Source organism: Rhizobium sp. BK377, assembly GCF_014193935.1.
In the GTDB taxonomy this organism is placed as follows: domain Bacteria; phylum Pseudomonadota; class Alphaproteobacteria; order Rhizobiales; family Rhizobiaceae; genus Rhizobium.
Genome location: NZ_JACIAC010000002.1, coordinates 106,377 through 130,934 on the forward strand (window position 1 = coordinate 106,377; position 24,558 = coordinate 130,934).

A 24,558-nucleotide genomic window follows, 5' to 3' on the forward strand; every position below is an offset into this window, starting at 1 on the left:
ACGCGCGCCGCAAAGGCGGACGCGAATGAATGCATCTTTTGACACAGGAGATAAATATGACCCTGCAGAACACTTCTCATCCCGCTAAATCTGGCCCCGAAGAGTTGGTCCCGTCGCGCTACGCGGTGAAGATCGGCGAGATCGACGTGATTGTCGTGAGCGACGGCGTGCTGCCGTTGCCAACCAAGATGCTGGGTTACAATGCCGACCCGACCGAGCACGCGGCCTGGCTGAACGACATGTTCCTGCCACCGGACGCCTTTGACTGGGCGCTGAACGCGGTCGTTGTCCGTAGCGGCGAACAGACCATACTTATCGACGCTGGGCTGGGATTGGACCCGGCGTTGAACCTGCCGCGCGCCGGGCAGCTGATCAAGCGACTGGAGGCTGCCGGCATCGACCTTGGATCCGTGACCGATGTGGTGCTGACCCATATGCACATGGACCACGTTGGCGGGCTGATCGTCGACGGAGTGAAGGAGCGACTGCGTCCAGACCTGCGCATCCATGTGGCGGCTGCCGAGGTCAAGTTCTGGGAGTCCCCTGATTTCACGCACGTAAACATGCCTCCCGGCTTCCCGGATGCGCTTCGGGCAGCCGCCAAGCGGTTCGCGGAAGATTACCGCAGCAATCTGCGGACGTTCGAAGACGAGCACGAGGTAGCTCCCGGCGTAGTCGTCTCTCGAACCGGTGGCCACACACCCGGCCATAGCGTGGTTCGCGTGGCGTCCGGCAAGGACCGGCTGATGTTCGCCGGCGATGCCGTCTTCGCCGTGGGGTTCGAGCACCCTGAATGGTACAACGGCTTCGAACATGACCCGGAAGAAGCGGCTCGCGTTCGTGTTCGTCTTTTGCGGGAGTTGGCGGAGACCGGCGAACTCCTGGTGGCCACCCACATGCCGTTCCCATCCGTCGGCCATGTGGCGGTCGATGGCGACCATTTTCGTTGGGTGCCGGTCTTCTGGGACTACTGAGAGCATAGCGGCTGGGGACAGAGCCGGGCGCGCAGCCTTGGGTCGCCCCGGTTCGGCCGACTAGGCTCGCGGCTTCTACAGGGCCGGCCTCTTCGGCAACAACCCACTGAAAGAATGAATGAACAACGCAGCGCACTGGGCGCCGCGAATGGAGAAGCTCATGAAAATCGTCATCATCGGCGGAACCGGCCTGATCGGCTCGAAGACAGCAGAACGCCTTCGCAGGCAAGGACACGAAGTCATTGCCGCCGCTCCGAACACCGGCGTCAATACGATCACGGGCGAAGGTCTCGCTGACGCCCTCTCTGGCGCCTCCGTCGTCATCGACCTCGCAAACTCGCCGTCCTTCGAGGACAAAGCCGTGCTCGAATTCTTCGAGACGTCGGGCCGCAATCTGATAGCGGCCGAAAAGGCCGCCGGCGTGAAACACCACATCGCCCTTTCCATCATCGGCGTCGATCGCCTGCCCGAGAGCGGCTACATGCGCGCCAAGGTCGCCCAGGAAAAGATCATCAGGGAATCCGGCATTCCCTACACGATCGTCCACTCGACGCAGTTCATGGAATTCCTAGCGGGCATTGCCCAATCCGGCACAGTCGGGAACATGGTGCATCTATCGCCGGCCTATGTGCAGCCAATAGCCTCCGACGATGTCGCCGACAACATGACCGCCGTTGCGAATGACGCGCCGATCGATGGCGTCATCGAAATCTCCGGTCCGGAGCGCTTCCGGCTGAATGAGCTTGTCGCCCGCTACCTGAAGGCGATGGGGGATACGCGCAAGGTCGAGGCAGATGCGGAAGCCCGCTATTTCGGCGCCAAGCTAAAAGACACCTCGCTCGTTTCCGACAACAATCCGCGCCTCGGCCGGATCACCTTCGAGCAGTGGTTCGCAACCTCTGCCCGGAAATGAATGGATAATGGTGTGACGCTCCGTGCGACGCACCGCCTAAATCTCAAGAAAGGAATTTCGAGATGATCAAGCCAATTCTCGCCCTTGCCATGACAGCCCTCTTGTCCACCACGGCCTCCGCCAGTGATGTGGGCGAGAAGAACGCCAAGGTTACGCTCGTTTACGAGCACGAATTGCCGAACGTTCCCGGCAAAAGCATGAAAGGGGTTCTGGTCGAATACGGTCCGGGCGGTTTCTCGGACGGCCACACACATCCGCAATCCGCCTTCATCTACGCGACCGTCCTCGAAGGCGCGATCCGCAGCCAGGTCAATGACGGGCCCGTCACGGTCTACAAGGCCGGCGAAAGTTTTTCGGAACTGCCCGGTGATCGTCACGGCGTCAGCGAAAATGCGAGCAAGACGGAACCGGCAAAGCTGCTCGCGGTCTTCGTGGTCGACACGGCCCAGCAGGAATTGACGTTTCCGATCAAGAAATAAGTGAACAGGCCGCGCAACCTGATCCGGTGCACGGCCATCCTTCGACGCGATCAACCCTATCGGTGAACCCCGCAATGTTTAGCGATGACCACTTCTTGCCGCTGCTTCTGATCAACATCCTGGGGATTGCGGGTATCATCGTATGGCACAGTCAGGGCAGAAGCCGTCAGACAGGCCGCCTGATCGCCCAGATTCTGTTCTTCGCCGGCATGAGTCTCGTGCTCTATATGGGGGGCATCGCTCCGCATAAGCCCGATGACGTCTACACGGAAGGTTTTGCCGCGCTGCTTTCCAAATCTGCCAGAATGCTCTGGTGGACCCATCTCGCGTGGACGATCATCGGCTTCATCCACATCTACGTCAGACTCAATCACAAGCCGCGGGAAGCCCACCTCATCATGGACATAGCTGTCGCCATCATCTATCTCGGCGTGGCGCTGTCGGTCATGGGCTTCGTCTTCGGCATGCCGATCGCCACACTGGTGACGACCTCCGGCGTCGTCGCCGTTATCCTGGGCCTGGCGCTCCAGAATACGCTCGGCGACGTGTTTTCCGGCATCGCTCTGACGCTCGGCAGGGCCTATGCCATCGGTGACTGGGTTGAGCTGAGCAATGGCACCGCAGGTCGTGTCACCGAGACCAACTGGCGCTCCACCAACCTGCTGACCGGCGCGAATAACATCGCAGTACTGCCGAACAGCATGCTGGCGCGACAAGGCTTGACCAGTCTCAGCCGCCCTGACGAGACGCATCAGATCACGTTGTCTGTGCGCTTTGCCGCCGGGCAACGGCCGCGCGTCGTCGAAGACGTCATGCGGTCGGTGTTGCAAGGCAGTACCCTGATCGTCAAGGATCCGCCGCCAGCCGTTGCCCTGAAGACAATCGACGCGATCGCAATCGAGGTGGAACTGCAGTTCCGTGTCGCCAGTCTTGCCATGGGAATCTCCGCCAGGAACGAGCTCATTGAGCTTATCCATGACCAATGCGAGGCAAGCCGTCTTTCGCTGGCCATGCCCGCCGAAAGCCTCGTCTATGCGCCGACCGCAGAGCGGCGAGTCTTCCGCTCCGAGTGCTGAATCAAGCTCATCCCGCGCGCTTTAGAACCCAGTCGAAAGTATCCTTCCAGATGGCCGGAGGCGTTTCCCGCGACAGTATCTCTCCAAGATCCGCCAGCGTGACGCTGCGCAGTTTCTGGCGCCAGGCTTCGTCGGCCTCCCACATGATGCGAGCCACCGCGCAAGGGCTGCTGTCGCAATAGCCTTTAGGACGGCAAGGGTTGTTGGCGCGGATGTTGTCGCAGACAAAGGTCCGCGATTTGCCTTCCACCGCCTCCACTATCTCGAGAAAATTCAATTCCGCCGGCGGTCTTGCCAGGCGATAGCCGCCGGACGGGCCGAGGGTTGAATGAACGAGCCCGGCCTGAGACAGGCTCTGCAGAGCCTTGGACAGGTATTCCTTCGGAAGCCCGTGCAGCTCGGCCAGCGCCTTGGTCGACAGATAGCGCCCATCGGGCAGGCCAGCGAGAATAGCGCAGCAGTGCAGCGCCCATTCAACTTGGCTCTTTAAAATCATTGATCCGTTCCGAGATCGAGAAAATCAGCACATATTATGGATATTAAATATCCCTATATCTGACGTCTGTAAACATCGCGAGCGGAACCCTTCAAGTCAGGACATCTCATCGACCAAGGCCTCTAGCAAGTGCGCCACGATCAATGTCCGTCACCGCGATGCAGCCGGCATGACATCAGCACCTTCAATGACATAGGTCGCATAACGATGGTCGCGGATCAGGCTTATCTTTTGCCCTCGCCATTCGAGCAGCATGAAATAGGAAGGACCGTCAGGCGGTGCGTCTGATACCAACAATATTTCCCGGCCTTCCAGCCAGGCAGGCTCGATCCTGACCGGCGGATATTCGGCATAATAGGTGAAAAATCGGCCGACATCGGCGGCGCCAGAGATTTCCGGCCGCCGCGCCTGACGAAGCCGGACATCGTCGACCAGCAGGCGGCGCAAGGCGTCCCAGTCACGGGCGTTGAAGAGCGTTGCGAAGTTCAGGGCTTCGGGGCTCGGCGGCGGCGCGACCTCGGACCGAACGTCGGAGACGGCGCGCAACCTCGCCCGGCCGCGCGCCAGATGCGCCTTGACGGCATCGACGCTCAATTCTAGCAGCGCTGCGATATCCGCAAGCGACTCTCCGAGTACATCCTTGAGGATGACGGCGCTGCGTTGCGGCACCGGCAATTCTGCAAAATGGCTGAGCGCTATCAGCACCGTGTCCTGCCGGATCAGCGCGTCTTCGGGGCCGACGGCGCCGATATCGGCGAGATCGAAGGCCGTCTCAAGAGGTTCGGCCCGACGCGTGCTGCGCTGGCGCAGGGCATCGATGGCTCTGTTATGGACGATACGAAAGAGCCACGGTCGCAGCGGCGTGTCCGGCGGGATCGAGCCCGCCGTCGCAAAGACCCTGGCGAACGCATCCTGAATCACATCCTCGCCGTCGATGACAGAACCCACCAGACGGGCAGCATAGCGATGCAGTTCGGGGCGAAGCGCATCCGCTTCGCTCGCGAGCGCTGCCAGCAGAATCTTCCTCTTTGCGTCTTCGAGAGCAGCGTCTTCCGTCATTCGATGACCGTCACTCCCGTATCCCCGCGCACGCCGTAGACCATGGCCTCGGCGAGATCAGTCCTGCCGATCAGGTCGGCGACCATATCGCCAAAAGCCCGCGGCGTCATATCCGGCCAGGTCGCGGCCTGTTCGGCAAATGTCCGACCCGCCTTTTGAGCATAAGCCGTAATGCCGGTATCGCCCACCCCGGTTCCGACGAACATCTGCCGGGGGACGATGACCCGGAAGCAAAGGCCGAGGCCGAGTTCGGCCGACAGCGCCTCGGCATATTTCGCAATGAACCACTGCGCGCGCTTGGCGCCCGCATAACCGCCCGAGAGCGGCGACCCCTGCACGGCAGCTCCGCTGGAGACCAGAGCGACAAGCCCGCCCGGCGCCATCGGCAGGGTCAGGGCCGCCTGTACCCAGTGCAGCGCAGCCTTTACGTCCACATTCCAGTTGGTCGTGAATGCCTCCCAGCCGATCCGGTCGATCCGCTCCATCGGCGGTTCCGCACCGGCATTCATGATGACGACATCAGGTTGCGTCTCCTCCATGATCCGCCATGCGGCGTCGACATCGGTCGCATCGGCCGACAGGGCGGTGACGGCCCCTTGCTCGCCCGCCCCCTGCGCGGCATCAGCGTTCCGGGCGACCACGGTGACTTGCGCTGCGCGCGCCACGAATGCTTCGGCGAGCCCCCTCCCCAGGCCTCGGCTCCCGCCGACGACCACAATTCGCTTTCCGTCCAGATCCATCTCTCAGTCCTCATTCGGGTCGGTTCAACCGTTCGACGACGGTCGCAACTACGACGTTCCAGCGAGGCAAAAAGAGTCATTGCCATCTGCGATTTCTGGCGGCCGGTGTTCAAAGATCTGGCTCGGCCGAAATTCGGCGGCGATCGATGACGGCCTTGAACGGAAGCGGCCGTGGATTTCGCTCTCCCGAAACAACGGCATCCGTGAAGGCGCGGATGATTGCGCGCAATTTTCTGATACTATACACTCGCGCGACTGCATTGAGAGCTTCCGTCCGGGGTTTATCATGCGAGGGGAACAACGATCCGATGGGGCATCTGCGGCACCCAGGCGCGACGATGACGACCAGATCGTCCCCATCGCCGGCTCCGCTTTTTCGTCTATCAAGCTGATCAAGAAAAACAGCACGCTCAAACCGTGCAATCGCCTGCTCTACGGCATGTGCTCCACGCATCCCGAAATCATCACCCCAGGCGGGGAAGCGTCTTCATCCTGATCCCTGCAGCCCCGCCGCATTCCGGAAAGGACCTGCCAAATGACCCAGGATTTCAGACTTTCCCGTCGCGGGTTTTGTCTCTGCTGCATGGCTGCCTCGACATTCGCCGTATCGGGAGGCTGGCTCACCCCGAAACAGGTATTCGCGAAGGCTCAGGGCATCGTCGATCTGATCCGCGACGCTGCCGCCAAGGACCCGATCAAGGTCCACAAGGCAAGGGCCGGCATATCGGTCCTCGAAGGATCGGGCGGAAACATCGCCGTCCTGACGGGGGCGGACGGAAAGGTTCTCATCGACGGCGGCATCACCGCGTCCCGGCCGCGGTTACTCGAGGCCCTGGCCGGACTTGGCAAACAGCCGATCAGTCATCTCATCAACACGCACTGGCATTTCGATCATACGGATGGAAACGCATGGCTGAACGCCGAGGGCGCGGCCATCCTGGCGCATGAAAACACCTGCAAACACCTGATGTCGGTCGTGAGGGTCGAAGACTGGGATTACGAATTCCCGCGACCGCCGCTCCCCGCGGTGCCCTCGGAAACCGTCGGCGACGAGATGTCCCTCAAGCTCGACAAAGCCACTCTGATGCTGAAGCATCATCCGAATGCTCACACCGATGGCGACATCTCCGTCACCTTCGGCGAAGCAAACGTCGTCCATGCCGGAGACCTCTACTGGTACGGCATCTATCCCTTCATCGACTATTCGACCGGCGGCGGGATCGACGGGCTGATCAAGGCGGTCGAGGACATCCTGGCAAATGTGGCCAACGACACGATCGTCATCCCCGGTCACGGCCATCCCGTCAGCAACAAAAAGGAACTCACCGAGTACAGGACGATGCTGGTCGAAATCCGCGGGAACGTCGCGAAACTGAAAGAGGCCGGAAAGCCGATCGACGAGGTCATTGCCGCAAAGCCGACAACCGAGTTCGATGCGAAATGGGGGCAGTTCCTTGTCACCCCTGAATTGTTCACGCGCCTCGTCTATCATGGCGTCTGAAAAGATCGCGCAACGGGAAAGCTGGCCGCACGGTCGCGAGATGCACAACGTCAGGAGGAGGCATGACGAAGCATCGTATCTATTCGGTCAGCGTCGCAAGCGTTTACCCCCATTATCTCGCCAAGGCCGAGAAGAAAGGCCGCACCAAAGCGGAGGTCGATGAGATCATCTGCTGGCTGACGGGGCATAGTCCGGAGAGCCTGCGCGATGAGCTGGCGCAGAAAACCAGCTTCGAAGATTTCTTTGCGCAGGCGCCGGCAATGAACCCTTCCCGTTCGCTTATAACAGGCGTCGTCTACGGCGTGCGCGTCGAGGAGATCGAGGAGCCGACCATGCGGGAGATCCGCTACCTGGACAAGCTGGTCGACGAGTTCGCCAAGGGAAAGACGATGGAGAAGATCCTGCGGGCATAGCCGTCGGCCCCGGCCCGCGGCTTCAGTCGACCGCTCCGCATCTCAGATAACGGCGGGGGGAGCCCCCTCGCCTTAACCCTCTCCCCGCTGGGAGGGGACGTAGCATACGACGCCTTGGAGATTGGCGAGACGGTGCAACACCCCCCTTCTCGCCGGCGGGGTCCGAAGGACGGTCGAGACGACCCGTGGCTCGACTCCGGTCAGGTGCCCGAAGGTCGGATGAGGGGCCGCACACGCCGTTTCAGGGCTTGATCACTTCACCACAACTCAACCACGGTGCGGATCAGGCCATCAACCCATGCAGGACGAGATCGATATGGGCTTTCACATAGGCGTCCTTGTCCAGAACTCGCCGCTCGTCGAAGAGCAGCTTGAAGAACAGGAAGGTGATGGCGGGCGCCACGACTGCGTCGGAAAACGCGGCCGGCCCCGAGCGGAATTCGCCGAGCCTTACCCCGTCATCGATGATGGACTGCAATTGCAGGTCGAGAGGATCGATGAATGCCTCGTGGTGTCTATCGACGATATGGGGGAAGCGCGAACCTTCGGCGATGATGAACCGCATCATCTCGCGCAATCTGCGATCGCTGACCATGAGATCGTAGATCTGCTCGATCGTCCTCTGCAGCCGCTCCACGGCGGTGCCCTTCTGCTCGCTTACACGCGCCAGAAAACCTTCCAGCGGCACCGAAATGTGCCTGATCATCGCTTCGAATAGCTGCTCTTTCGTCTCGAAGTAAACATAGACCGTTCCCTTCGTGACCCCCACCCTGGCGGCAATGTCTTCGACACGCGTCGCGACATAACCGCGCTCGACGAACTCTTCGAACGCCGCCTCCAGGATCTCTGCGGGCCGGCGGGCCTTTTGCTCGGCGCGCGTCAACTTCATCGTATCAGGCATGGTTCACCTTGAGCGTTTTTTGTGATCGGGCGTCAAGATAATTTCTATTGACTAACGAGTCAGTCAATATTATCCGTCTGCCGAACCGATGCAAGAGGTCAAATCATGAAAACCGTCCTTGTTGCCGCCTGGCTGGGCGTCAGCGCAGTCGCGCTCGCCTCATGCGAAGAGAAAAGCGCGAGTGAGGCAAAGCCGAAGAATGTGGAAGCTGTCGTGGCCAAGGTCACGCCAACAGTCGAAAACAACGCCATAACAGGCGAAGTCAGCGCACGCGTCGAGAGCGACCTTTCCTTCAGGGTCAGCGGGCGCATTGTCGAGCGTCTCGTCGATGTCGGCTCGTCCGTGAAGGCGGGACAGGTGCTGGCGCGCATGGACGCGGAGGAACAGAAGGCCGATCTCGGAGTCGCCACCGCTAACCTGCAGTCGGCACTTGCCCAGCAGACGCAGGCCCAGCTCGCTTTCGACCGGCAGCAGAACCTCTTCAGGACGCAGGTTGCGACCCGTGCCGCGCTCGATCAGGCCCAGGAAGCGCTGCTGACCGCTCAGGGCGGCGTGAAACTCGCGCAGGCGCAATTCGATACGGCAAAGGACGCCCTCTCCTACACGGAACTGCGCGCCGATGCCGATGGCGTCATTACCGCCAGAAACGCCGAAGTCGGCCAGGTCGCGCAGGCAGCACAGCTCATATTCACGCTTGCGCATGATGGGCCGCGCGATGCCGTCTTCAACGTCTTCGAATCCCTCTATCTCGGCCGCAATCTTGAAAACACCGTTGCCGTCAGCTCCCTTTCGGCTCCATCTCACAAGATAGAAGCTTCCGTGCGCGAGATATCGCCGACGATCGACCCGTCGACCGGAACGATCAGGGTCAAGGTGGGCCTCGAAGCCACACCGGACATGCAGCTTGGCGCTCCCGTCGTCGGCACCTTCCGCTCCAAAGCGCAAAACGCAATCGAATTACCGTGGTCGGCCATGGCCTCGAAGGGCGGCCAGCCGGCCGTCTGGATCGTCGACCCCGCCTCGTCGAGCGTGTCGCTCCGTCCGGTCGATGTTTCCGACTACGAGACCGGCCGCTTTGCCGTGCGCGCGGGTGTCTCGCAGGGCGATATCGTCGTCGTCGACGGCACGAAATTCCTGCGACCGGGCGAGGTCGTCGCATACGGCAAAGGAGCCGCAGAATGAATATCCGTACCACAGCCGGCCTTGCGATCCTCGGGTCACTGCTGCTCGCCTCCTGCCAGAAGCAGGAAGAAGCGCATGCGGAGCCGCCGCGCCCCGTCCTTTCCGTCGTCGTCACGTCGACCGCGGCCTCCGCACTCAGCCTGCCGGGCACGGTCCAGGCCAGGATCGAGACCCAGCTTGCGTTTCGCGTGCTGGGACGGGTCATCGCGCGCAAGGTCAGCGTCGGCGATGTCGTCAGGAAGGGCGATATCATTGCTGCCATCGATCCGCTGGCGCTGGAGCTTGCGGTCAGAAGCTCGCAGTCCGAGCTTTCGAATGCGCAGGCCCAGCTCGCCAATGCCGCCTCCACCGAAGAACGCCAGCGATCTCTGCTCGAGAGCCGGTCGGGAAGCGAAGCGGCCTACGAAGAGGCCGAACTCGGGCGCAAGAGCGCCATCGCAGCGGTCGCCAAGGCGCAGGCCAATCTGGATAAGGCGGAAGAGCAGCTGGGATATGCACAGCTGAGAGCCGAATTCGACGGCGTCGTGACGGCGACTTCGGCCGAAGTGGGCCAGGTCGTGGCCGCGGGGCAAAGCATCGCCACCATCGCCCGCCCCGAACAGAGCGATGCGGTGATCGACATACCGGTCGCAAGCTTCGACGGCCTCAAGGTGGGATCGCCCTTCGAGGTTGCGCTCCAGCTGGACCCGACCATCCGCGCGAGCGGTATCGTCAGGGAGATCGCCCCGGAAGCCGAGGCGACGACGCGCACGCGGCGCACGAAGATAGCGCTCGTCGATCCGCCGGCCGCCTTTCGCCTGGGCTCGGTCGTCACCGCGACCGCAACCGTCAACGCCGAGCCGATGATCCTGCTCCCCTCCTCCTCCGTGCTGCTGAAGGACGGAAAACCTGTTGTCTGGGTGATCGACACCGCCGCCGCCAAAGTTTCCATGCGCCCGATCAGGATCGACGGAGACATCCCCGAAGGAGGCTCCGTTCGCATCGCCGAGGGCGTCAGCCCGGGCGAGCACGTCGTCATCGCCGGCGTTCACAAGCTCGTCGATGGCCAGGCCGTCAGAATAGACTAAGGAAAATCCCCGTGAAAAAATTCAACCTGTCCGACTGGGCGCTCGAACATCGTTCGCTCGTCTGGTACTTCATGATCGTCTTCATTCTGGCCGGCGCGTTTTCCTATATCGGTCTCGGCCGCGAGGAAGATCCCAACTTCACCATCAAGACCATGATCATCCAGGTGCAGTGGCCTGGCGCGTCCGCCGAGGAAGTGACCAAGCAGGTCACCGATCGCGTCGAAAAGAAGCTGGAAGAGCTTGAATCGCTCGATTACGTCAGGAGCGAGACGGTTGCCGGGAAAACCACGATCTTCGTGGAACTGCTGCCGACGACCAAGGCCAAGGATGTGAATGCCATCTGGATGCGCGTGCGCAACATGATCGGCGACATCAAGGGAGATTTCCCGAGCGGCGTCATCGGGCCGTTTTTCAACGATCGCTTCGGAGACGTCTTCGGCAATATCTACGCCTTTACCAGCGATGGGCTGACGCAGCGCCAGCTTCGCGACCTCGTCGAGAACGCGCGCGCAAAGGTGCTGACGGTTGAAAATGTCGGCAAGGTGGACATTATCGGCGCGCAGGATGAGGCGATCTATCTCGAATTCTCGACGCGGAAGATCGCCGCCCTCGGGCTCGACCAGCAAGCCGTCATCGACACGCTGCAGGCGCAGAATGCCGTGACCCAGTCGGGCTTCGTCGATGCCGGTCCCGAGCGCATCGCCCTGCGCGTCAGTGGTCAGTTCACGTCGGAGGAAAGCCTCAAAGCGATCAATCTTCGCGTCAACGACCGCTTCTTCCCGCTGACCGATGTCGCCACGATCAAGCGCGGCTATGTCGATCCGCCCTCCGCGCTGTTCCGCTACAACGGCCAGCCGGCGATCGGGCTCGCGATCGGCATGAAGACGGGTGCAAACCTGCTCGAATTCGGCGAAGCGCTCGACAAGGAGATCGAGCAGGTTAAGGCAGACCTTCCCATCGGTGTGGATGTCGAGCGCGTCTCCGATCAGCCCGCCGTCGTGGACGAGGCCGTGTCCGGCTTCACGCGCGCCCTTTTCGAGGCGATCGTCATCGTGCTTGCGATCAGCTTCATCAGCCTCGGCGTGCGCGCAGGTCTGGTGGTTGCGATCTCCATTCCGCTTGTGCTGGCGATCACCTTCCTCGTCATGGCCTATAGCGGCATTTCCATGCAGCGTATTTCGCTCGGCGCGCTGATCATCGCCCTTGGCCTTCTGGTCGACGACGCAATGATCGCCGTGGAAATGATGGTCGCCCGCCTGGAGGTCGGCGACGACCTCAGAAAGGCGGCGACCTATGTCTACACCTCCACCGCCTTCCCGATGCTGACGGGCACGCTGGTGACGGTCGCGGGCTTCATCCCCGTCGGTCTCAACTCCAGCGCCGCCGGCGAGTTCACCTTCACCCTTTTCGTGGTCATTGCCGTCTCGCTCCTGGTGTCATGGGTCGTCGCGGTCCTGTTCACGCCGCTGCTCGGCGTGACCATCCTTCCAAAGACCATGAAATCGCATCATGAGCAGAAAGGCCGCTTTGCGCGGGTCTTCGCCTGGCTGCTCAGCCTGGCGATGCGCTGGCGCTGGATCACGATTGCCGCCACCGTCGCAGCCTTCGCTCTTTCCATCGGCGGCATGAGCCTGGTGCAGCAACAGTTCTTCCCCTCCTCCGACCGGCCCGAGCTGATCGTCGACTGGAACCTGCCGCAGAACAGCTCCATCTCGGAGACGAACAGGCAGATCGCGAAGTTCGAACGCGAGATGCTGACGGGCAACAAGGATGTCGACCACTGGACGAGCTATGTCGGCCAAGGGGCTCCCCGCTTCATCCTGTCCTTCGATGTGCAGACGCCCGACGTCTCGTTCGGCCAGACCGTGATCGTCACCAAGGGGCTCGACGTTCGCGACAAGCTCAAGAGCGAATTGCAGGACTATCTGACGAAAACCTTCCCCGGAACCGACGCCTTCGTGAAGCTTCTCGACATCGGCCCGCCGGTCGGCAAGCCCGTCCAATATCGCGTCAGTGGGCCTGACATCCAGAAGGTCCGTGATATCGCCCAGCAGCTTGCCGGCATCGTCGGTCCGCATCCGCTGCTGTCAAACATGACCTTCGACTGGAACGAGCCATCACGCGTGGTCAAGGTCGATGTCCTCCAGGACAAGGCACGCCAGCTCGGCGTCTCGTCGCAGGACATTGCAACGGCACTCAACAGCATCGTCGAGGGATCGGCGGCCACGCAGATCAGGGACGACATCTATCTCGTCAACGTGGTCGGCCGCGCCCAGACCTCGGAGCGAGGGTCGATCGAGACGCTGCAGAACCTTCAGCTTGCCGGCGCGAACGGCAATTCCGTGCCCTTGTCCGCGGTTGCGAATTTCCACTACGAACTGGAGCAGCCGACCATATACCGGCGGACACGCACGCCGACCATCACCATCAAGGCCGCCGTCGTCGGACCGACCCAGCCGGCGACGATCGTCGCCGAACTGCAGCCGAAAGTCGACGAATTCCGCAAGAGCCTTCCGAGCGGCTACCGTATCGTCGACGGCGGCTCGGTCGAGGAAAGCGCCAAAGCGCAGGGGCCGATCGTGGCGGTCGCACCGCTGATGCTGTTCATCATGGCGACGATCCTGATGATCCAGCTGCAGAGCTTCAGCAGGCTCTTCCTGGTCTTCGCCGTCGCACCTCTGGCGCTGATCGGCGTCGTCACGGCCCTGTTGCTCAGCAATGCGCCGCTGGGCTTCGTCGCCATCCTCGGTGTCCTGGCGCTGATCGGCATCCTGATCCGCAACTCGGTGATCCTCATCGTCCAGATCGAGCATCTCCGAAGCGAGGGCATGCCACCCTGGCAGGCCGTCATCGAAGCGACTGAGCACAGAATGCGCCCGATCATGCTGACGGCCGCGGCGGCCACACTCGCGCTGATCCCGATCTCCAGGGAGATATTCTGGGGGCCGATGGCCTACGCGATGATGGGCGGCATTGTGGTCGGCACGCTCCTGACGCTGCTCTTCCTGCCGGCTCTCTATGTTGCCTGGTTTCGAATACCCCGCGAAGCCTGACAACGTCGGGCCCGTCCGGATCATTCCGGGCGGGTCATGTCCCACTGACGAGATGAACGGATGCCACAGGTTGGACGAACAGCCTTTGCCGGCAGCAGCTGTCTGATTGCCAGCTTGCCGCGCGCATTGACCTCATTCGCTGTCAAGCGATCGTGCCTTTCAGCCCTGATGGCTCTCTCGGTATTGGGGGGGTGTGCAGGGCGACTGGAGAATGTTCTCCAGCCGCTCGCAACCGCGGGGCCAGGCACGAGCACGGTGGACATGCTGGTGGCAATCACCCGCCAGCCGACCGACAAGCCGGGCGAACTTTACTCCGGCGAGCGGGGAACGGCGATTTCTCTCAACGACATCGTCGTTTCCATTCCTCCGGATCGAAACCGCAAAGTCGGCGAGGTGCAATGGCCCTCGCATGTGCCGGCCGATCCCGAAAAGGAGTTCGCCGTCCTGAAGGTCGGCGAGATGCCGACAGAGCGCAAGATCTTTGAATGGTTCAACAAGAAGCGCAATGCGAAGCGGCAGGTCGTCATTTTCGTGCATGGCTTCAACAATACCTACGCCGATGCCGTCTTTCGCTTCGCGCAGATCACCCATGATTCCGGAACGGATGCTGCCCCGATCCTCTTCACCTGGCCCTCGCGCGCCAATGTCTTCGACTATCTCTACGACAAGGAGAGCACGAATTTCTCACGGCGCGCGCTGGAGGATCTGATCCTGCAGGCTGCCAGAAGCCCTGACGTCGGCGAAGTGACGATTCTTGCTCATTCCATGGGATCCTGGCTGACCGCCGAGGCACTACGCGGGGTTGCCATGCGCAACAAGGCAATCCCGGCCAAAGTGAAGAACGTTATCCTGGCCTCGCCTGACATCGATATCGATGTCTTTCGCCGGCAGATGATCGAGATGGGGCCGCTACGCCCGCATTTCACGATCTTCTCGTCGACGAGGGATAAGGCGCTGCAGGTTTCGCAATGGCTCTCCGGCGGCGTCACGCGCGTCGGCGGCTTCGATTCGACACCCTACGCCGCGGATCTGGATAAGCTCGGAGTGACCGTCATCGATACGAGCGCCGTCAAAGCGGACGACGCCTTGGGCCATAATACCTTCGCCGATAACAGGGACATGGTCCAGTTGCTTGGACGGCGGCTGGCAGGACAGTCTCTGGATACCGGAAAGGCCTCGATCGCGGATGAGGTGGGCATGGCCGCCGTTCGAACGGCCGACCTAGCGGGATCAGCAGCAAAGATTGCGGTCGTCGCTCCGATGTCGATCATCAGCAATGATGCGAAACAGGTCTTGAAACAGCAATTTTCCTCGGGGCCGCAGCCGATCGTCGATGGGAAAATTTCATATTAGCCATGGAGCACCATTTGGCTCCGCTAGCGGCCGACAGCCGGCCTCAGTTTCTCAAGCGCCTCCCGCACCCCGCCCGCGCACCTGCTTCGGAAGGCCGAGCACCGGGCGCGGCAGGCCTTCGAGTGCGCGGTCAGGCGATATAGGCAGCCAGTTCGTCCGGCGTGCCCATCGGAAAAGCCGCTTTCAGATAGTCCAGAAAAGCCGATACGCGCGTGCTCAGCAGCCGCCGCGAAGGATAAAGCGTCCAGAGCGCGATCTCCGGCACGTCAGCATCTCCCCAGTGAACCAGCGTGCCGGCGGCAAGATCGCCACTGACGAGCGAGATCGGAAGGCGGGCAGCACCCACGCCCATGCGCACCGCGTCACGCACCATTGTCAGCGATGACAGCCTGAGCACCGTGTCTACGGCAATGTCCGACCGGCCGCCCGCTTGCCTGACATGCCAGACGGCAGTCTGATCGCCCGCTCCGCGCTCGACGGCCGGAACGGCCGAACCATCTGCGGGCCGCATAAGAGCCGGGTTCGCCACGATCACCAGACGGTCACGCAGGAAGATCCGCCCGACGAGGCTCTCATCCGGATCCGGATTGACCCGGATCACCAGGTCGTAGCCTTCCTCCACCATGTCGACGGCCCGGTCTTCCGTCGTCACCTCGAGCCGCACGTCAGGATAGGCAAGCGCGAAACCGGCGGCGAGCTTCCCCATTGCCGTCTGCGAAAACAGGAGCGGCGCACTGATCCGCAGCCGGCCGCGCGGCTTGTCCGCACCGGAGGCGATCGCCGCCGCCGTCTCGTCGAGCTCGGTCAGCAAAGCTGCGGTGCGCTCGTAAAGCGCCCGCCCCTCCTCCGTCAGCTTCAGGACACGCGCCCCACGCTCGAAGAGACGCAGGTCGAGGCTTGCCTCCAGCTCCGCAACCCGGCGCGAAAGCGTCGCCTTCGGACGTCCGGCGGCACGGGCGGCGCGACCGAACCCGCCATGGCGGGCAACGAGATTGAAATCGGCAAGCGCAAGCAGGTCCATGTGTTCCACCAGTGGGACGAACTGTCCAGATTAACAGTCTACCGGGTCATTTCTGAACCACGCATCTTGAGGATGTCAAGCAACCCAATACGAGAAGAAAAAGACGATGATCTATTCAACTGCGACTGTTCCGGTCAATCCGGAAGGCGAGATCCCGCTTACCCGCGCTGAGGCATGGCAAGGCCTTGTCCTCAAGGCCCGCGACGCCCGCCTGTTTCTGCCGCCCAACCTCTGCACGGCTTGCGACGTGGTGGAAGAAAGCGCCACCCATATCGTGCGCGAGGCGACGATCGCCGGACAGGATCTGCGCGAAATCATCACCTTCGACCCGGAAAGCAAGGTCACCTTCTTTCAGGCAACCGGCCCGCGCGAAGGCGCGATCGTCAACGAACTGTTCGAGGACGAGCAAGGCGCGCTGCAGCTGCGCTTCTATTGCTACCTCGGCCTGCGCGGCAGGGAGCCGAACGGGCCGGAGGAACAGGCCGAACAGGCCTGGATGGATGGCGAGAAGGGCTACAGGAGCGCCCTTCTTTCGACGCTGAAACGCACCCGCGAACTGCTCGCAGCGGGCAATCTCTGATCATCAACCGGAAGCGACGGGACGGCCTGAAATCGGGCGTCCCGCTTTGTGAAAAGGAACGAAGCCATGAGCACTATTGAAACCGATCACCCGAAAATCCTGATCCTCGGCGCGACCGGGCCGACCGGCCGCCTGATCGTCTCTCAGGCGCTGGCGCGCGGCTACGACGTGACCGCGCTCGTGCGCTCGCCCGAGAAGGCAGCTGATCTGAAGGGCGCTAAACTCATCGTCGGAGATGCGCGCGACGAAAAGGTCTTGCGCCAGGCGCTGGAAGGCCGCGACGGCGTCATCAGCGCGCTCGGCACCCCCGCAAGCCCCTTCCGCGAGGTCACGATGCTGTCGACCGCAACGCGCGCACTCGTCAATGCCATGACGGCCGAGCACATCTCCCGCCTCGTCTGCATCACCGGCATCGGCGCGGGCGACAGCGCCGGGCATGGCGGCTTTCTGTTCGACAGGCTGATTTTCCCGCTTCTCCTCAAGAAGGTCTATGCCGACAAGAACCGGCAGGAAGCGATCGTGAGAGACAGCGGCCTCGACTGGACCCTGGTGCGTCCCTCACTTTTGAACAACAAGGCCGGCGATGCACCGGTCCGTGCGCTCACCGACCTCTCCGGTTTCCATGGCGGCAGCATAGCGCGGGCGGCCGTCGCAGCCTTCGTTCTCGACCAGCTGCGTCAGGACCGCTGGCTGCACCAGGCCCCGCTGATCACGCAATGAGCAGCGGCTTTAGCGGCCGACAGCCGCTCCCAGTTTCTCAAGCGCCTCCCGCACCCGCCCACGCGCGGCTTCCGGAAGGCCAAGCACCGGCCGCGGCGGAGCAAACCTGCCGAGGCCGAGGAGATCGGCAAGGCTGTACATGACACGGAAACTGCCGAATTCCTTGAACAGCGCCCAGAGCGGCGCAAAGGCTTCGTCGATGCGCGCCGCCTCTTGTGCATCGCCTGCCTGCGCGGCCCGCGTCAGTTTCAACGCCTCGGCGGGCAGAAGGCCGGCAACCACGCTGTACCAGCCGTCGGCGCCTGCCGTGAGCGCATCGGCAGCACCCCAGTCGCCGCTATAGCCGACCGCGAAACCGTCAGGCGTCACTGCCCGGAGACTTGCGATTTCGGCGGCGAAATCGCCCTTGGCCGGCAGCGGCATCTTCACCGCCTTGGCGGTGCCGAGCTTGGAAAGGCGGGCGATCAGCTCAATACTGAACGTGAATTTCGTCGTGCCCGGATTATTGTAGATGCAGAGCGGCAGCTGGCCGGCATCGGCGACGGCGGCAAAGTGCTCGTAGACTTCGTCATCGGTCAGCGGCGTATAGGAGACCGGCGCCAGCAGCAGGCCGTCCGCCCCGAGCTCCCGCGCATCGCTGGCAAGCGCCTGCGCCTCGTCCGTCCTGAGCGCCCCGACGCCGACTATGACGGGGATCTTGCCGCCGACCGTGGACATGGCCGTTTCCACCGCACGACGCCGCTCTTGGCGCGACAGGAAAGCATAGGCGCCGGTGCTGCCGAGCAGGCCGATGGAATCCGCGCCCGCGGCCTGGATGCGGGCAAGCAGCGTGGCGAGCGCGGCGGCATCGACGACACCCGAAGGATCGGCCGGCGTGATCGGAAAGGCGGAAAGACCATGAAAAAGCGGCATCTGGAATATCCTTTTATGCGCGTGACAGCAGGAGCTTCATGCCGGCCGCCCCGAAGACGAGCGCCAGCGTGCCCTCGATCCAGCGGCGCGCATGGCGATACATGCGCACCATCGGCGCGGTGGAAAAGACCAGCGCATAACCGCAGAAGATCGTGACACTGAGAATGGCGCAGCCCGCAAGGATGATGGCGACCGTCGTCGGCGTCGCGCCGGGACCGAGACCGAGCGTCATGGTCGCGATCCAGCCGAGCAGCGCTTTCGGGTTGGTCAGATGCATCAGCAACCCGCGGCGATAGAGGCTGAAGCCCGAAGCCCTGACGGCATCGAGCGTCCTGCCCTGCTTCTCGTCGGAGGTCATGGCCGATTTGCCGGCCTTGTAGGCGAGGAACATGAGGTAGAGACCGCCGAAGACCTTCAGGATGATGAGCGCCTGGGCATATTGCGCCAGAATGGCCGAGATTCCCGTCGCTGCCATCGAGCCCCAGAAGAGCGAGCCGCTGACGACACCGGCCGCGATCATCAGCGCCGGCTGGCGGCCCTGGTGCATTGCGACGCCCATGATGCGCATGTTGCTGGGACCGGGGCTGGCTGCGGCGATGATATAGGCGGTGAAGACGAGGGCAAGGTGATGCGGATCGAATGACATTCTGATTTTCCTGAAATGCGCGCAGCCGTCACATGCCGTTCAGGAGCTTGAACGCGATCAGCCACATCACGAAGGCGATGACGGTTTCGAGAATGCGCCAGGAAGCCGGCCGTGAAAAGATGGGGCGAAGCCAGGCGGCACCATATCCCAATGAAAAAAAGAACAGGAAGGAACCGGTTACGGCGCCTGCGGCAAAACCCGCCTGATGGCCGGCAAAGCGCGTCGAGACCGTGCCGAGCAGGATCACCGTATCGAGATAGACATGCGGATTGAGCCAGGTCAGTGCCAAGCACATGGCCATGGTCCTGCCGAAGCCCGCCCCCGCCCCGTTTGAAACCTGTAACGCACCCGAAGACCTGACCGCCGAATAGAGGCTTTTTGCCCCATACCAGATGAGGAATGCCGCCCCGCCATACCGCATGAGCGGATCGAGCCAGGGCATGAGATCCACCACCTGTTTCAGGCTGGTGACACCGATGACGATCAGGATCGCATCTGACAATGCGCAGGCGAGGCAGACGGCGAACACATATTCATTGCGCAGGCCCTGGCGCAGGATGAAGGCGTTCTGCGCGCCGATTGCGACGATCAGGCTGAGACCGACGGTCATACCGGTGAAATAGGTCGAGATGTCCATGATATCAGGCGTTTCCGTCGTGGTGTTGAGACGCTCCGTAGACGGATCGACTGGATTAGGCTAATTAATCATCCTTACGTCAATTAAGCGCAGCTTATCATGATCGATTACCCCGCCCTTCGCGTGCTGCTTGCCGTCGTCCAGACCGGAAGTTTCGAGAAGGCCGCCGCCATGTTGAACGTCACGCCGTCGGCCGTCTCGCAGCGCATAAAGCAGCTGGAAGAGCGCCTCGGTGCCGCCCTCGTCGTGCGCGGTACGCCGTGCACGGCAACGGAAAAGGGCGATTGGCTCTGCCGCCACATGGAAAATGTCGGCATGCTGGAAAGCGAATTGCTCGAACACCTGCCGGCGCTGAGCGACCGCGACAGCCCCGAACAGCGCGTCACGCTGCAGATCGCCACCAGCGCCGACAGCCTCGGCACCTGGTTTCTGGAAGCGATGGCGGATTTCTCGAAGGCTTCGAACTATCTGCTGAACATTTCCGTCGACGATCAGGATTACACGGCCGAGTGGCTGGAACGCGGCCGCGTTATCGCCGCCGTCACCAGCATGGAAAAGCCTGTTGCCGGCTGCCGCCGCTATTCACTCGGCGCGCTACGCTACCATGCGACCGCAAGCCCCGACTTCGTCCGCCGCTATTTCCCTGACGGCGTCACCCCGGAAGCGCTCGCCCGCGCCCCGTCACTGATCTTCAACCAGAAGGACCGCCTGCAGGCAGATTGGATCCGCCGCACGCTTTCGACCGACATCAACGTACCCACCCACTGGCTGCCGGCCACGCAGGGCTTTATCGACGCCAGCCTGCTCGGCATGGGCTGGGGCATGAACCCGATCCACCTGACCGAGAACCATATCAAAGCCGGCCGCCTCGTCGAGCTGATCCCCGATACACCTCTGGATGTTGTGCTTTACTGGCAAATCAGCCGCCTTGCCGCCGACCGGCTTGCGGGGCTGACGCAGAAGGTGACCGAGGTGGCGAGGCGGTTGCTGGTGTGAGGGTGACGTCGGGGGTATAAGCGGCGTCTGCTTTGCGCCACAAGCGACTGCGAAAGGGCTGCCGACTTGAAGCTGGTAAAGGTATCGCGTCAATCTGAATGGGAAGCCTATCATCGGATTCGACGGCATGTGCTGTTTGATCTGCGCGGATTGTCTGGGTACGACGATCGACATCCTGATGACCGAAAGCCCGAGCATCTTCCTTTGATTTTTGTCGATGGAAGCGAGCCCGTCGGTGCCGTCCGTCTTGATTTCATGGGGGACGGGAATGGCGTGGTTCGCACGGTCGCAATTGTCGCGGAGCGACAGCGGCAAGGTATCGGCCGAGCGATGATGTCCGCCGTGGAGACGCTCGCCATGGCACGGGAGGTAGTTAGATTAGAAGCCCACGCAGCACCCGATGCAGTGGGTTTCTACTATAAAATTGGCTGGGAAATGGTCGATGCCCATCGGCCTGATCCTCTTATGGCAAAGTTTTTGAGATGACCGCAAAACCGAGAGCGAGAACGGAGCCATCGATGACCGCGAACGCTTCTCTGCACACATTCGCAATCGGCGATGTCCATGGGCGTGCAGACCTGCTGGAGGTGATGCTGTCAGGCATTGCAGGCAAAGCGCGCGACGAGAGGATCGATTACCGGATCGTCTTCCTCGGCGACATCATGGACCGTGGGCCGGAGAGCCGCAAAGCGATGGATCTCGTCATCCGGACGCTGCGCGAAAAACCGGGCTCGAAGCTGATACGCGGCAACCACGACGCCCTCCCCCTTCATATCCTCGACGAGACGGACCCGGCCGTTCAGGCAGATCTCGTCAACCACTGGCTGGACCTCGGAGGCAGCGAGACAATGCTCTCCTACGGCCTGCCCTTTGGGGCAGCCATCACCGCAGACGAGATCCGCAGCAGGTTTGGAGACGAGCGCCTGCAATGCCTGCGCGCGGCCGAGCGCTATGTCGAACTCGACCACCACATCCTCGTCCATGCCGGCCTGAAACCAGGCATCCCCTTGGCCGAGCAAGATGCGCATGCGCTGATGTGGATTCGCGGCGAGTTCCTGAACGCCAGCGCCTCATTCGGCAAGATCGTCGTCCATGGGCACACGATCACCGCAAGCGAACGCGTCGAAATCTTCCCGAACCGGATTGCCGTCGATACCGGCGCCTTCGCGACGAATATCCTGTCTGCGCTTCACATCAGCCCATCCGGCGATGTCGCGGTGCTGCAGGCAACGGAAGTCCTCGCCGGGCCCTGCCGCTTTCAGCAAGGCAGGCCGCTCAGCCGGTCTCATAACGATGCGGACATGCTTTTTTAAGCATAGCGCGTAAAAGTTGTGAAGCGGTTATGCAGCATTACTGCGATAGAATTCTCTTTCCATTTCATAGGAATATAATCCTATAATCATCTTTGACAAACCCAAGTGGACATGAGATAAAGAATCCACGAGTTAGCTTTTGGAACGTGTCACGTCTGTTTTGGCGAGGGAATATTTTCACAGTGAGGCCGCAGCCTTTGAGCATTTGGAAAGCATCTTGTGGCCGGAAGGCCCTGTATGCCCTCACTGTGGAAACTTAGACAAGCATTACAAGCTTGAAGGCGTTCGCTCCAAACCCTCCAAGAAAAGCCCGGAAGGTGTCGAGCGTCACGGCCTTTACAAGTGCGCCGCCTGCCGTAGCCAGTTTACAGTTCGCATCGGTACGATCTTTGAGGAAAGCCACCTGCCTTTGCATAAGTGGCTACAGGCAATCCACCTGATTTGCTCCTCCAAGAAGGGTATGAGCGCAAACCAGTTGCATTGCGTTCTTGAGGTCACACTGAAAACGGCTTGGTTCCTTGGGCATCGCATCCGCGAAGCCATGCGGGAAGGCAACCTAGGCCCGATGGGCGGCAACGGCAACGCCCGCGAGCTGGAAACGGACGACGACGAAGCACGGTTTGATCAGCGGCTAGGCAAGATCGCCAAAGCGGCGATACCTCGAGTTCCTACTGGTTTTAAGCGGGACAAAAACGCCGCTCAGGAAGACTGACAGTTTTCCTTTAACCAGTCGCTCGCCCCGTTCTTCGCCTTTTGCGTTGCCCAGGAGGGCTTTGGTTTCACCCTGTATAACGATGATGGTGTCGTCACTATCAAGCAGATTTTTGACCCAATCCCTAACCTCGCCAGCAGTGTTATTTAAAACGATGCCCCAAACGCTCTCAGCGAGCCTGACGCCGCCGTGTTCGGCCATGCCGTCATACAGTGACTGGTAGTTCCGGCCAGCATGGGTGTCATATGTTATTAGGAAGGTTGCCATTTATCACCCCTTTGGTGGGTATGGGTCATTGCCGTAAGTCCATTCTGTTCTGAACTGATTGTTCTCGCCTTGGACTAGGACTTGGGCGTCGTGACCCTGCTTTCCCGCCTTGTGGGCGGTATCCACAGCCTCTTTGATCGCGGCTTTTTGGGTTTGGTACGGGCCGTAATGCTTATCGTTGTGTTTGATTTTCCACTGTCCCTCATGAAGGACAACGAAATACTGCGCTCGTGCCATTGGAGTTTCCCCTGATAAATAGCGTTGTCGTTACATACCCACCCGAACTCTTGCCCTTCCTGGACGCTGGGGACGTGGTGGAAGTTTATGTTCAAGATACTCTTTCTGGTGACGGCCACTTGCAAACGCGACTTGTATGGTCGTGCGCCAATGAGATGCAACCATTAGACTCAATATACCACAAACTCGCGTGGGTGTGTGAAGTATAATATTTGGAGCAAACCTGTGAACGACTCCTGTCGAGTCCTTCCGGCTTGACTTTCATCTTTCCAGCCGGAAGATCACAATTAAAGCGAGGGGTTATGAGCAAGGTTCTGAGGCTGGTCGGCGTCGCCATCTACTATGCCGCAATTGTCATCTTCAAAACATTCGCGTTCATCGTGAAGGTCATCTCCAATGAAATGCGACGATCGGAGAAACGGCAGCGGGAACGAGAGCGAAGAATAGCGCGCGCCGAAAACGCGGAATTGCGCCGGCTACGGCTGAATACTGCGCGCAGAAACGCAAGTGAAACAAGTGCTTGAATAACGGAAGTCAACCGGCCTTTTATTTATTAATGCGTGGGAGCCGCGGCTGGGGAGCTCGCTACTGATGACAAACCTAGGAGGACAAGCCCCTCCGTTGGCGAGTACCTAAACAGCGATATCCTGCGCCGGTAAGGGTAAGCAAAGATGATCGCATGGCATCAGCGGCGCATAATGTATGTGAGCTCTTCCATCACCTTCTGTGGGTCTGAGCTGATGTCTGAATAGTGATTATCGACAAGTTCCTTCAAATAACGTTGCCCCTCCGGATCGCGAAACGCGATGTGAACCTGCATGAATTCACCGCGAGTCCGTCCGCTCGACCACTCCGACTCGGAAACTACCGCCCTGGCCGCGATTAAATGATCGAAAACACCGATGTCTCCCGGTGATCGAAACCTCCCATCCGGCTGTTGATTGAAAGCGTATAGCAACAGCTGCGCCTCCTTCGGCACCAGGCTCATGTTCTGGCGCAAACGCTGCTTCTCTTCCATCTCAGCTCGGGCCGCTACAACAGCCTTCAATGGATATCGGAGTATGGTGGTTAGGATCTTTGCTATCCAGGCGACCGCGCCGACTAGTAGAAGGCCGAGCGCAAGCACGCACACGATGCGGGTTACGTCATAGGGATAACCACCCAGCGCGGTCTTTTCGATCAATTGATAATAAAACGCCAGCCAAAGCACACCTGTGATTACCAAGGTGGCAACACCAAATCCGAGAGCACGCGATACAATCCGTTCAGCCGCGGATATCCACTCGTTAGGATTATCGATCATAAAGAGA

26 protein-coding genes and 1 pseudogene are annotated in these 24,558 nt (G+C 61.0%); 17 read left to right on the forward strand and 10 right to left on the reverse strand.

Going from position 1 to position 24,558, the window contains the following annotated elements; all coding sequences use genetic code 11:
- Window positions 1-56: 56 nt before the first annotated feature.
- The 4 genes from FHT92_RS09085 (at window position 57) to FHT92_RS09100 (ending at window position 3,442) form a co-directional block, all read left to right on the forward strand.
- Window positions 57-974: an MBL fold metallo-hydrolase gene (locus FHT92_RS09085; RefSeq protein ID WP_409527148.1), complete on the forward strand. Its 918-nt coding sequence runs from the start codon at window positions 57-59 to the stop codon at window positions 972-974.
- A gap of 160 nt (window positions 975-1,134) precedes the next feature.
- Complete coding sequence (locus tag FHT92_RS09090) at window positions 1,135-1,887, forward strand: SDR family oxidoreductase (protein ID WP_183824055.1); 753 nt, start codon at window positions 1,135-1,137, stop codon at window positions 1,885-1,887.
- A 62-nt stretch (window positions 1,888-1,949) separates the two neighbouring features.
- The gene (locus FHT92_RS09095; RefSeq protein WP_183739089.1) at window positions 1,950-2,366 is read left to right on the forward strand and encodes a cupin domain-containing protein; all 417 of its coding nucleotides are present in this window, start codon (window positions 1,950-1,952) and stop codon (window positions 2,364-2,366) included.
- A gap of 74 nt (window positions 2,367-2,440) precedes the next feature.
- A complete protein-coding gene (locus FHT92_RS09100) occupies window positions 2,441-3,442 on the forward strand; it encodes a mechanosensitive ion channel family protein (RefSeq protein ID WP_183824057.1) in 1,002 nt (333 codons plus the stop codon).
- A gap of 7 nt (window positions 3,443-3,449) precedes the next feature.
- Here FHT92_RS09100 and FHT92_RS09105 read toward each other — a convergent pair whose 3' ends face one another.
- The 3 genes from FHT92_RS09105 to FHT92_RS09115 all read right to left on the reverse strand — a co-directional run bounded on the left by FHT92_RS09105 (window position 3,450) and on the right by FHT92_RS09115 (window position 5,737).
- Window positions 3,450-3,938 (reverse strand): Rrf2 family transcriptional regulator, encoded by a 489-nt coding sequence (locus FHT92_RS09105; RefSeq protein ID WP_183824059.1) that lies wholly within the window; start codon window positions 3,936-3,938, stop codon window positions 3,450-3,452.
- Window positions 3,939-4,088: 150 nt separating this feature from the next.
- Window positions 4,089-4,997 (reverse strand): RNA polymerase sigma factor, encoded by a 909-nt coding sequence (locus FHT92_RS09110; RefSeq protein ID WP_183824061.1) that lies wholly within the window; start codon window positions 4,995-4,997, stop codon window positions 4,089-4,091.
- On the reverse strand, window positions 4,994-5,737 hold the full coding sequence (locus tag FHT92_RS09115; RefSeq protein ID WP_183824063.1) for an SDR family NAD(P)-dependent oxidoreductase: 744 nt from the start codon (window positions 5,735-5,737) through the stop codon (window positions 4,994-4,996). The genes FHT92_RS09110 and FHT92_RS09115 overlap by 4 nt, the downstream gene beginning before the upstream one ends.
- A gap of 79 nt (window positions 5,738-5,816) precedes the next feature.
- Between FHT92_RS09115 and FHT92_RS09120 the strand changes: the two genes are divergently transcribed.
- From FHT92_RS09120 to FHT92_RS09130, 3 genes are all read left to right on the forward strand, one after another.
- Entirely contained in the window at window positions 5,817-6,233 is a 417-nt protein-coding gene (locus tag FHT92_RS09120; RefSeq protein WP_183824065.1) for a hypothetical protein, read from the forward strand.
- Between the two features lie 39 nt (window positions 6,234-6,272).
- The gene (locus FHT92_RS09125; RefSeq protein WP_246735185.1) at window positions 6,273-7,238 is read left to right on the forward strand and encodes an MBL fold metallo-hydrolase; all 966 of its coding nucleotides are present in this window, start codon (window positions 6,273-6,275) and stop codon (window positions 7,236-7,238) included.
- A gap of 62 nt (window positions 7,239-7,300) precedes the next feature.
- On the forward strand, window positions 7,301-7,651 hold the full coding sequence (locus FHT92_RS09130) for a DUF2200 domain-containing protein (protein ID WP_183824067.1): 351 nt from the start codon (window positions 7,301-7,303) through the stop codon (window positions 7,649-7,651).
- A 283-nt stretch (window positions 7,652-7,934) separates the two neighbouring features.
- Here the strand turns inward: FHT92_RS09130 and FHT92_RS09135 are convergent, their stop codons facing one another.
- A complete protein-coding gene (locus FHT92_RS09135) occupies window positions 7,935-8,552 on the reverse strand; it encodes a TetR/AcrR family transcriptional regulator (protein WP_183824069.1) in 618 nt (205 codons plus the stop codon).
- 105 nt (window positions 8,553-8,657) lie between these two features.
- On the opposite strand from FHT92_RS09135, the gene FHT92_RS09140 reads away from it, so the two are divergent.
- From FHT92_RS09140 to FHT92_RS09155, 4 genes are all read left to right on the forward strand, one after another.
- On the forward strand, window positions 8,658-9,734 hold the full coding sequence (locus FHT92_RS09140) for an efflux RND transporter periplasmic adaptor subunit (protein ID WP_183824071.1): 1,077 nt from the start codon (window positions 8,658-8,660) through the stop codon (window positions 9,732-9,734).
- The gene (locus tag FHT92_RS09145) at window positions 9,731-10,801 is read left to right on the forward strand and encodes an efflux RND transporter periplasmic adaptor subunit (RefSeq protein ID WP_183824073.1); all 1,071 of its coding nucleotides are present in this window, start codon (window positions 9,731-9,733) and stop codon (window positions 10,799-10,801) included. Before FHT92_RS09140 ends, FHT92_RS09145 begins: the two co-directional genes overlap by 4 nt.
- An 11-nt stretch (window positions 10,802-10,812) precedes the next feature.
- Window positions 10,813-13,854 (forward strand): efflux RND transporter permease subunit, encoded by a 3,042-nt coding sequence (locus FHT92_RS09150; RefSeq protein WP_183824075.1) that lies wholly within the window; start codon window positions 10,813-10,815, stop codon window positions 13,852-13,854.
- A gap of 168 nt (window positions 13,855-14,022) precedes the next feature.
- Window positions 14,023-15,207, forward strand: a complete 1,185-nt coding sequence (locus tag FHT92_RS09155) for an alpha/beta hydrolase (protein ID WP_246735191.1) — start codon at window positions 14,023-14,025, stop codon at window positions 15,205-15,207.
- 130 nt (window positions 15,208-15,337) lie between these two features.
- On the opposite strand, the gene FHT92_RS09160 is transcribed toward FHT92_RS09155, so the two are convergent.
- A complete protein-coding gene (locus FHT92_RS09160) occupies window positions 15,338-16,228 on the reverse strand; it encodes a LysR family transcriptional regulator (RefSeq protein ID WP_183824079.1) in 891 nt (296 codons plus the stop codon).
- 106 nt (window positions 16,229-16,334) lie between these two features.
- On the opposite strand from FHT92_RS09160, the gene FHT92_RS09165 reads away from it, so the two are divergent.
- Window positions 16,335-16,808, forward strand: a complete 474-nt coding sequence (locus FHT92_RS09165; RefSeq protein ID WP_183824081.1) for an AtaL-like protein — start codon at window positions 16,335-16,337, stop codon at window positions 16,806-16,808.
- Window positions 16,809-16,874: 66 nt separating this feature from the next.
- A complete protein-coding gene (locus FHT92_RS09170; RefSeq protein ID WP_183824083.1) occupies window positions 16,875-17,528 on the forward strand; it encodes an NAD(P)-dependent oxidoreductase in 654 nt (217 codons plus the stop codon).
- A gap of 9 nt (window positions 17,529-17,537) precedes the next feature.
- Here the strand turns inward: FHT92_RS09170 and FHT92_RS09175 are convergent, their stop codons facing one another.
- From FHT92_RS09175 to FHT92_RS09185, 3 genes are read right to left on the reverse strand one after another with little or no spacing between them, the layout of a single operon-like run.
- Window positions 17,538-18,440 carry a dihydrodipicolinate synthase family protein gene (locus tag FHT92_RS09175; RefSeq protein WP_183824085.1) on the reverse strand — a complete coding sequence of 301 codons (903 nt, stop codon included), beginning with the start codon at window positions 18,438-18,440 and terminating at the stop codon, window positions 17,538-17,540.
- 13 nt (window positions 18,441-18,453) lie between these two features.
- Window positions 18,454-19,086 (reverse strand): LysE family translocator, encoded by a 633-nt coding sequence (locus tag FHT92_RS09180; RefSeq protein WP_183739134.1) that lies wholly within the window; start codon window positions 19,084-19,086, stop codon window positions 18,454-18,456.
- Window positions 19,087-19,114: 28 nt separating this feature from the next.
- Complete coding sequence (locus FHT92_RS09185) at window positions 19,115-19,723, reverse strand: LysE/ArgO family amino acid transporter (RefSeq protein WP_183739137.1); 609 nt, start codon at window positions 19,721-19,723, stop codon at window positions 19,115-19,117.
- A gap of 99 nt (window positions 19,724-19,822) precedes the next feature.
- Here FHT92_RS09185 and FHT92_RS09190 point away from each other — a divergent pair, with 99 nt between their 5' ends.
- From FHT92_RS09190 to FHT92_RS09205, 4 genes and pseudogenes are all read left to right on the forward strand, one after another.
- Window positions 19,823-20,719, forward strand: a complete 897-nt coding sequence (locus FHT92_RS09190) for a LysR family transcriptional regulator ArgP (protein ID WP_183824087.1) — start codon at window positions 19,823-19,825, stop codon at window positions 20,717-20,719.
- Window positions 20,720-20,785: 66 nt separating this feature from the next.
- Window positions 20,786-21,205 carry a GNAT family N-acetyltransferase gene (locus tag FHT92_RS09195; protein ID WP_183824089.1) on the forward strand — a complete coding sequence of 140 codons (420 nt, stop codon included), beginning with the start codon at window positions 20,786-20,788 and terminating at the stop codon, window positions 21,203-21,205.
- 32 nt (window positions 21,206-21,237) lie between these two features.
- Window positions 21,238-22,032, forward strand: a complete 795-nt coding sequence (locus tag FHT92_RS09200) for a metallophosphoesterase (protein WP_183824091.1) — start codon at window positions 21,238-21,240, stop codon at window positions 22,030-22,032.
- 139 nt (window positions 22,033-22,171) lie between these two features.
- Window positions 22,172-22,630: pseudogene (locus FHT92_RS09205) on the forward strand (transposase); the annotation flags it as partial.
- Between the two features lie 384 nt (window positions 22,631-23,014).
- Here FHT92_RS09205 and FHT92_RS09210 read toward each other — a convergent pair.
- Together FHT92_RS09210 and FHT92_RS09215 are read right to left on the reverse strand one after the other, a co-directional pair.
- Window positions 23,015-23,248 (reverse strand): DUF2188 domain-containing protein, encoded by a 234-nt coding sequence (locus FHT92_RS09210; RefSeq protein WP_183824093.1) that lies wholly within the window; start codon window positions 23,246-23,248, stop codon window positions 23,015-23,017.
- 685 nt (window positions 23,249-23,933) lie between these two features.
- Complete coding sequence (locus tag FHT92_RS09215) at window positions 23,934-24,551, reverse strand: hypothetical protein (protein ID WP_183824095.1); 618 nt, start codon at window positions 24,549-24,551, stop codon at window positions 23,934-23,936.
- Window positions 24,552-24,558 lie beyond the last annotated feature (7 nt).